6 protein-coding genes are annotated in these 7,576 nt (G+C 61.1%); 1 reads left to right on the forward strand and 5 read right to left on the reverse strand.

Annotation, left to right across the window (positions count from 1 at the left end):
- Position 1: 1 nt before the first annotated feature.
- Positions 2-1,513, forward strand: coding sequence for an ArnT family glycosyltransferase (locus ACOYNV_RS07920; protein WP_422899217.1), 1,512 nt, complete (start codon positions 2-4; stop codon positions 1,511-1,513).
- A gap of 168 nt (positions 1,514-1,681) precedes the next feature.
- Here ACOYNV_RS07920 and ACOYNV_RS07925 read toward each other — a convergent pair whose 3' ends face one another.
- The 5 genes from ACOYNV_RS07925 to ACOYNV_RS07945 all read right to left on the reverse strand — a co-directional run bounded on the left by ACOYNV_RS07925 (position 1,682) and on the right by ACOYNV_RS07945 (position 7,362).
- Positions 1,682-2,290, reverse strand: a complete 609-nt coding sequence (locus ACOYNV_RS07925) for a hypothetical protein (protein WP_422899218.1) — start codon at positions 2,288-2,290, stop codon at positions 1,682-1,684.
- Positions 2,274-3,572, reverse strand: coding sequence for a sialidase family protein (locus tag ACOYNV_RS07930; RefSeq protein WP_422899219.1), 1,299 nt, complete (start codon positions 3,570-3,572; stop codon positions 2,274-2,276). Before ACOYNV_RS07930 ends, ACOYNV_RS07925 begins: the two co-directional genes overlap by 17 nt.
- Before the next feature lie 196 nt (positions 3,573-3,768).
- Positions 3,769-5,487, reverse strand: a complete 1,719-nt coding sequence (locus ACOYNV_RS07935) for an ArnT family glycosyltransferase (RefSeq protein WP_422899220.1) — start codon at positions 5,485-5,487, stop codon at positions 3,769-3,771.
- 166 nt (positions 5,488-5,653) lie between these two features.
- Complete coding sequence (locus ACOYNV_RS07940; protein ID WP_422899221.1) at positions 5,654-6,148, reverse strand: GtrA family protein; 495 nt, start codon at positions 6,146-6,148, stop codon at positions 5,654-5,656.
- The gene (locus ACOYNV_RS07945) at positions 6,145-7,362 is read right to left on the reverse strand and encodes a glycosyltransferase family 9 protein (protein WP_422899222.1); all 1,218 of its coding nucleotides are present in this window, start codon (positions 7,360-7,362) and stop codon (positions 6,145-6,147) included. Before ACOYNV_RS07945 ends, ACOYNV_RS07940 begins: the two co-directional genes overlap by 4 nt.
- Positions 7,363-7,576 lie beyond the last annotated feature (214 nt).

Below are 7,576 nucleotides of genomic sequence, written 5' to 3' on the forward strand. Positions count from 1 at the left end.
CGTGCCTGAAAAATCAGTTTCGTTCCGCTTCCGGGTGGCCCTGATCTGCCTGCTCGGCAGCCTCATCTTCCTGATCCGCATCTACGGCCCCAGCGATCTGGAAAGTTACGCCCAGGCGCTCAATGTCGGCTATATCCTCGATCTCATGACGCAGGGCCACTGGCTGGTGCAGCACGATCTGGACGGCAGCATCATGTCCAAGCCGCCGCTGCATACCTGGCTGATGGCGCCTTTCGCCGCGATCTTCGGTCTCAACCGGCTGGCGCTGGCCTTGCCGTCTTTCCTTTCGGTGCTGGCGCTTGGCCTGATAGTGCTCGAAGCCGGCCGCCGACGTTTCGGCGAAATGGCCGGAGGATTCGCCGCCATCGCCATCGTTCTGGTGCCGACCATGGCCAAGCAGGTGGCGCTGGTTCGCCCGGATTCCGTGTTCACGCTCACCGTCGCCGTAGCGGCGCTGGCGGCCTTCTTTGCCTGGGAGCGCGGCAAGGACGGGGGAAAGTACTGGCTCCTTTTCTGGCTGATGGCGGCACTATCCACGCTGACCAAAGGCCCGCTCGGTGTCGCTCTGGCAGCCGGGGGATTGCTAAGCCACTTCTGGGAAAAGCGCAGCAACCCCGGCCAGCCCGCCCCTCACGGCGCGCAACCGGGCGGAATCGCCCTGTTTCTTGCGCTGACGCTCAGCTGGTTTGTCGCGGCCTGGATCAGCCAGGGGCAGGCGCTGATCGACAAGCTGCTGTTTGCCGAGTTGTTCGGCCACGCCCTCGGCGAGAACGGGAATGGCTGGCAGTTTGGCAATCTCTTCCAGCCGACATTTTTCCTGCTGCTTCGCTATCTGCCCTTCAGCCTGTTCTTCTTTTTCGCCCTTTGGCGCGTCATTCGCCATCCAGCGACAGACCCCGGCGAGCGACGCTTCGAACGCTTCCTGAGCTGCTGGGTTCTGTCCGGACTATTGCTATTCTCGCTGTCAGCAATCCAGCACGCCGACTATCTTCTGCCGCTGTGGCCGGCCTGCGCACTGCTCGCCGGACGGGAAATGGCGCGTGTCTCGGAGCGCATCGGCAATACCCGATTTGCCGGGATCAGCGTCGTCATCGGCGCCATCCTCATCGGCTCGATCTACGCAGCGGTAAATTCAAGCCAGGCAAACAGCGGCAATCAGGAGCCGAGCCAGGGCTACGCCAGCGAGATGAAACTGGCCACTGACGCCAGACTCGCCGCCGAAGCGTTCATCGCCAGCGGACTCGACGCCAGCCGACTGCAGCATATCGACACACCGGCCACGCTGCAGTTAAGCCTTGGCACCTTCCGCCCCTTCATCGACACGACACAACTCAAACAAATTCTCGCCGAGGCTGACGCCCCGGTTGACGTCGCACTTGGCAAATCCGGCATCGAGGAATTGGTATTGGGATTGGGCCTTGACGAGCGCTTCGCGGCTAGCGCAAGAATTTTCCGCTGGCCGGTGGATGAATCGCTCAAACCGGTTTTTCAGGTCTACCGGATAACTCGATAAGCCGGACAACAGCCCTGCAAGGACTTTGCCTGAAGACCGCATGGATAAACGATCTGCGCGATTCATGCCTGAAGAATGGCTTATTCATTGGCTCTCCAGCCTGTCTTCTTGTAGAACGCCGATCGACGCGGCGTTCAGAGGTGCCGTTGTCGGTTCAAACCGGATTTTTCAGCCGTGCTCTGATCCCCGTTTCCGGCATAGCGAACAGCTCGCCGACAGGCAACCGAAAACCGCATAGATCGCCAGTAGCGGGTCGATCAGATAATCCCAGAGATTACCCGATTCATACCAGCCGATTGTCCAGGCCAGCACGGCAAGGCTGATCGGCAGGGCAACGAGCGGCATGCGCAACGCCACCCCGGCCAATGCCAGCGCCAGCAGCAGGACCAGAAACCATGGCTCGCCGTAACCCAGGCGATAGGGGTCATACATGTCAGCGCCAAGGGCCAGCGGATACAGCGCACACGCAGCGAGCACCAGCAATAACAGCAATCCACTCCGCTGCTGCGCTTCGAGCCTTGGCCAACCAAGCAAGCGATGGCCGTAGACGTAAGCGAGAATGAACAGCGTGGTGACGCTCAAATCACCGATCATGCCGCGCACATAGGCCGCCGGTGGCAATTCCCCAAATGGAACAAGAAGCGCAACAAAGATTGCGCCGGCAAGCAAGGAGGACAGACGCTTCGACACCTGCCGGCGCAGCAGCGCAAGGCCGCTGAGCATCGCCAGCGCCAGCGCTATCCCGCCGAGCCCCGTCAGGTCAGTGAAGTTGGCCATTGGCACGCTCTTTGAAGGTTTCTTTCAGGCTTCGCTCGATCCAGGCGCGGGAAAATTCGACGTGCTTGATGAAGCTGCGGTTCCAGGTGTAAACGAGCTGGGCATCGCCGCCTGCAGTCAGTACCAGATAAGGGTAGGAGAACTCGAAGTTGCAGCGTTGTGCAGCGCACATGTGCTCGACCGACGACGTGGCAAAAGCCGTGGCGTCGACCAGGCCGGCGTCGGTTGCCAACGCCTGCGCCTCGACCGCGGCCGCGTAGGTCGCCCGGTCCGGCTGGCGCTGGCTGAAGGCCAGTTGATCCTCCAGGGTGTAGAGCGTCCGCCAGGTCGCACCGCCATCGTTCGAAGCGACCAGCGACAGCGCATCGCGATTCGCCTCGATGTTGTTGAGCACCGCCAGCAGTTCCCCGCCGGGCAGCGCCACACCGGCAACTGCAGCGTTCGGATTGGCCAGTTCGGTGTTCGCCGGCGCCGTCCAGTGACGGCCGCCATCCGCCGTCGAGCTGCCGATGACGCGGTTCAGGCCGCCTTCGCCGTGACGCATGAGAACCAGCGCGTTTTCGCCATCGCGCACCAGCACGACGGGCTGCAAGGCCCACCGGTCGTGCGTCAGGCGTTGCTTGTCGAGCACCGTGCCGTGGCCATCCAGGCGCAGCAACTCGCCAAACTTGCCGATGAATTCATGATAAACGGGCAGCCCGATGCTGCCATCCGCATAGTGGAATGGCGCGCCCTTGACCAGCGTGCTGATATTGATGAACGGTGAAGTCACCAGGCGCCGGGGCGCGCTCCAGGTGGCGCCATCGTCGGTCGAACTCATGGCGGTGATCGAACTGCCGGCCCAGCCGCCGAGTGAAACGGTCACGTAATACAGGTGCAGCGTGCCATCGGCCGCCCGCTCGGCCACCGGGTTGCCGAGTTTCTTCACGTAGCGCAGCAGGGCGCGCTGCGTGCGCGGCCGGTCGATCACCGTTTGCTCGGCGCCCCATTGGCCGCTGCGCGGATCGAAAACGGCACTGCGGATTTCAACATCCGAGCCCCCCTCGCGGCTCCCGGAAAACCAGAAGGCACGCAGCCGGCCGTCGCTGAGTTCGACGAGCGACGGCGCATGGCGATGCGGGCCGGCTGAGGTGGAAACGAAGCGCGTGCGCAGCGTTGGCGAAGCGTTGTCCTGAGTGGTGATGAGCGGCGGCTTGAAAGGAACCGGAGGCGGGCGATTCAAGGCTTTGGCAAAGCCGGCGATAAAGGCCACCAGCGTCAAGCCGAGCAAGAGCCAGCGCATGCGCTCCGCCGCCATCATCTAAAAACCCGCAGTTGACCGCGACTAATTGACCGCAAAGCCAGGTTTGACGGGCGTTTAGCCCTCACCCCAACCCTCTCCCGCAGGGCGAGGGGGTTTACACCCTTCTCCCCGCGGGAGAAGGGCCGGGGATGAGGGCCTCCGGCATTGACAGCGCATCCAACAGCAATTTTAAGGATCATGGTTTACCGCCCTCGCCCGCCAGCGGTGCTTTGCCCGGCGACTCGATCAGCAGTTCCTTGAGAAAAAGATTCTCGAACACCTTGCCGTGCAGAATAGCGTTCAATTCGGCCGGCGTGTGGCGCCCGCGCAAATCCAGACGCTCCCCGAGAACCCGGCAGCCGGCACAGGCGGCGCTGCCGAGCGGCACACGCACGGCGAACAGCGGGTAGCGCTGCGCCAGTTCGGCAACATCCTGTTCGCGTTGCTCGCGATAGCCCTGAATCCGGGCGCCGGGCAACAGGAATCGATAGGCTTCGAACTTGGCATTGAAATCGTAGGGCACCCACACCTCGGCGCCGACCATGCGGCGCTGCGTCTCGGCGCTGTAATTACCCAGCGTGCCATTAAACGGATGCAGGAAAGCCGCCAGCGAAAGGAATACCAGCAAGACGGCGACGCTGGTGCCCGCTCGCGTCAACGCTGGCAGCCGCATGGCCGCCAGCGAAAAAACCAGCGTCACCGCCAGCAACACCCAGTAGGCCAGCGGATACAGATCGGCCCCCGGCATGGTGTCCTGCAAACGGAACGAAAGATAAGCCAGGCCGGTGACCACGACCGCGCCAGTGACCAGCGTGAGGATGAACCACAGGCGCGCGATGCGCTCCCAGCCCAGCGCACACAGCACCGCCAACGCCGGCATGGCGGCCAGGAGATAGCGGCTCGAACGCTGGCTGGGCAGGCTGAACACGACGAGCATGACGAGCAGCCAGATCCACAGCATTCTTTCCGCGTCGGAAAGTTGCGCACGCCGGCGCACGGCATCGATCATCAAGCCGAATACGGGAAACGCCAGCAAGCCGGCGTTGAGCGGATAGCCGAGCGCCAGCACCCAGACGCTGGAACTGCCCCACAGGAATTTGCCCAGATAGCCGGAACTCTGCGGATCGAATTTCCCGGCGTTTTCCTTGACCACGAACTCCTGCCAGATGGCCTGTGGCTGCGGGTCGAGGACAAACCACAAGCTGAAAATCCCCAGCGAAATCAACGCCACCAGCGCCAGCTTCCAGACATCCTCGCGGATGAACGGAGCCAGCCGGTAGTTACGCTGGCGCAGATACCAGAAGGCCAGGCCCAGCCCCACCGGCAGCAGCAGTGCGAAGGATTTGTAGAGCAGCCCGATGCCGACGGCAACACCGAGCAGGAGCGGCACCCAGCGTGAAAGAAAAGCCGTCGAACGCCAGTAGAGCAGCACGAAAAACGGCACAAAAAGCCAGAATACTTCGGGCGGATTGGTCAGGAACGGCCGGCCGTAGCGATAGGTGCTGAAAAAAGCAAGAAAGGCCAGGGCACCGACGAAGCCTTTGCCCGGCTCGCGCGACAGCCGCCAGCCGAGCAGGAAAACCAGCAGCGCGGTGAGCAGCGTGTAGATCACGCCCGGATAGCGCAAGTGCCACAGCGTCCACTCCGCGCCCCAATGCGTCGTCACGATGCCCTGCCAGAACAGCAGCGGCGGCTTGGTGTTGCGCATCTCCAGCAACTCCGACTGCAGCGGCAGGAAATGCCCGGAAGCGGCGGTCAGGCGGGTAATGTGCGCATACGGATTCTCGTCGCCGTTTTTCGGAATGTGCTGGCCATCGAGATCAAAGAAGTAAACGCCCACCGCCAGCAGCACGGCCAGCCCGTAGAGCAGCCAATGCACACGGGGATTGCCGGTCGCCATAGTAGCGGTGGTCACGTCGGTCTTCATATCAGAGGCTGTGAAGGGTTGCCTGAACACCCACCGCAAAGGCGCAAAGGAGCAAAGGTTTCGCAAAGAAAACCTTTGCAAACAATGGGGTTCCTCTGCGTCTTCTTTGCCCCTTTGCGTCTCTGCGGTGGATTTTTGATATTTTCACAGGCTCTCAGTCTTCAGCCTTTGCGGCAGGTGTCTTGTGGTGGCGGAACGTCCACAGATCGTTGACCAGGTAGTTGAACACGCTGGCGAGAACGATGGACACCGCGTTGGCCACCAGATAATGGAAATAGATCACCAGCAGTTTGGTAAATACGATTTGCAGCGCGATGCCCACCCAGCAGGCCATGGCATATTGGCCGAACTGGGCCAGCCGCGAGCGATGCCGGTGCAGATGCTTGCGATCGCGCCAAGTCCACGCCCGGTTCCACAAGAAGTTATTGGCCGTCGCGAAAAAGATCGCCAGCACCAGCGAAACATTGAGCCGCATGCCTGCGGGCTGGATAAAAATGAACAGGTATTCCTGAGCGAGATATAGAACACCCAGATTGACGAATGTTCCCGATGCACCGACCGTCCCGAACTTGAGGAAACGGTGCCTGAGCAGCCACTGCGCCAACGGATGCGCGTACAGACGGTGGAGCAGACCAAGATTCCCGGTCATGCGCTCAGTCCGGGCGGCAGTGCGAGCATTTCGCGCGCTTTGCCGAGCACTTGATCGGGGGAAATCTGCTTCAGGCACTGATTGTCACCATCGCAAGGCGAAGACCGGTGATTGTAGGCAGTCAGGCACGGCGAGCACGACAGGGCCGAATCGAAGCAGTACGCATTGCTCGACAGGGAGCGATAGAGTTGCGGCGTTTCCGGCCCAAAAAATACGATCGAAGGAATCGGCGTCAGCGCGGCAAACTGGCCGGGACCACCGTCGTTCGTAATGAGCAGTGCCGCGCGATGGAAGAGCGCCAGCAGTTCGCGCACCGTTTTCGTATAGCCGGTCAGGTCGATACACAGCGCACTGGCACATTGCTTGACCAGGGCCTGCCCGAGCGGGCGGTCATCCTTCATGCCGATCACGCCGACCGCATAACCCTCGGCCAACAGCCCGGCACAAAGCGTGGCATACGAAGCAAAAGGCCAGGCACGGATCGGCAGCATGCCGCCACTCGGGTAGACCAGCACCAGTCGCTTGCCGGCAACGGCCGGAAAGTCGGAGTGCAGGCGCACCTCACTACCCCTCAGTTCACCCGCGGCAAAAACCAGATGCGGCGGATCTTTGGGCATCGTTACCGGGAAATCCTTGGCGAGCGGAGAAGTCTTCGATTCAAGCGCCGCAACCATGGTCAATAACTGCAACGTCAAATGCCGGTAGGGGTTGTAGAGCACCGGGCGATTGATGAACGAGCCGCGGTACAAACCTTCCTGTGTATGACGGTGAAAACCGGCATGCAGCCGGGCACCGGAGAGGTAAGAGAATATGCTGCTGACTCGCGAAAACAATTCGCAATCGATTACCGCATCAAGCTTGAGCGCACGAGTACGAACGACGGCACGCAGGCTGTCGGTAACAAAACTGCCCAGCGAGCGGTCATCCAGCGTCAATACGTTGGCGGCAGGAACCACGCCAAGCAAGTCGAGTACCTCGCGGTTTTTGGCAAAAAGCATCACGTGGATCGACGCCTCGGGGTATTTCTTCTTCAGCCGGGCAAACATCGGCTGGGCAAGCACCAGGCTACCCATCTCGGACAACAGGATCACGAGAATGCGGCGCGGCGGGCCGGCAAGGGGCTGCTTCGCGAAAAGCCGGTCGATCAGTGAAAGAAGGACACAGATCGGAACGCCGATGAAACGGTCAACGGCACGCTGGAATTGGATATTCATGGGATCGACAGCGAGGCCAGAAAATTCATGGAAATCAGTAAGGTGCCGAACGAAGCCTCGGGCCTCGCCAGGAAAAGGCCAAGGCGACGCCCAAGCGCTCGCACTATTAACAGAGCATTATCGGCGAATCATCTGCCCGGCGCAATCTCAAGACAGGCGCAGACTCAGATTTCTTCTGTTAGGACCCAATTGGTTTGGCACTTTTCACACCAGC

The organism is Propionivibrio sp. (assembly GCF_049316945.1).
Lineage (GTDB): Bacteria > Pseudomonadota > Gammaproteobacteria > Burkholderiales > Rhodocyclaceae > Propionivibrio.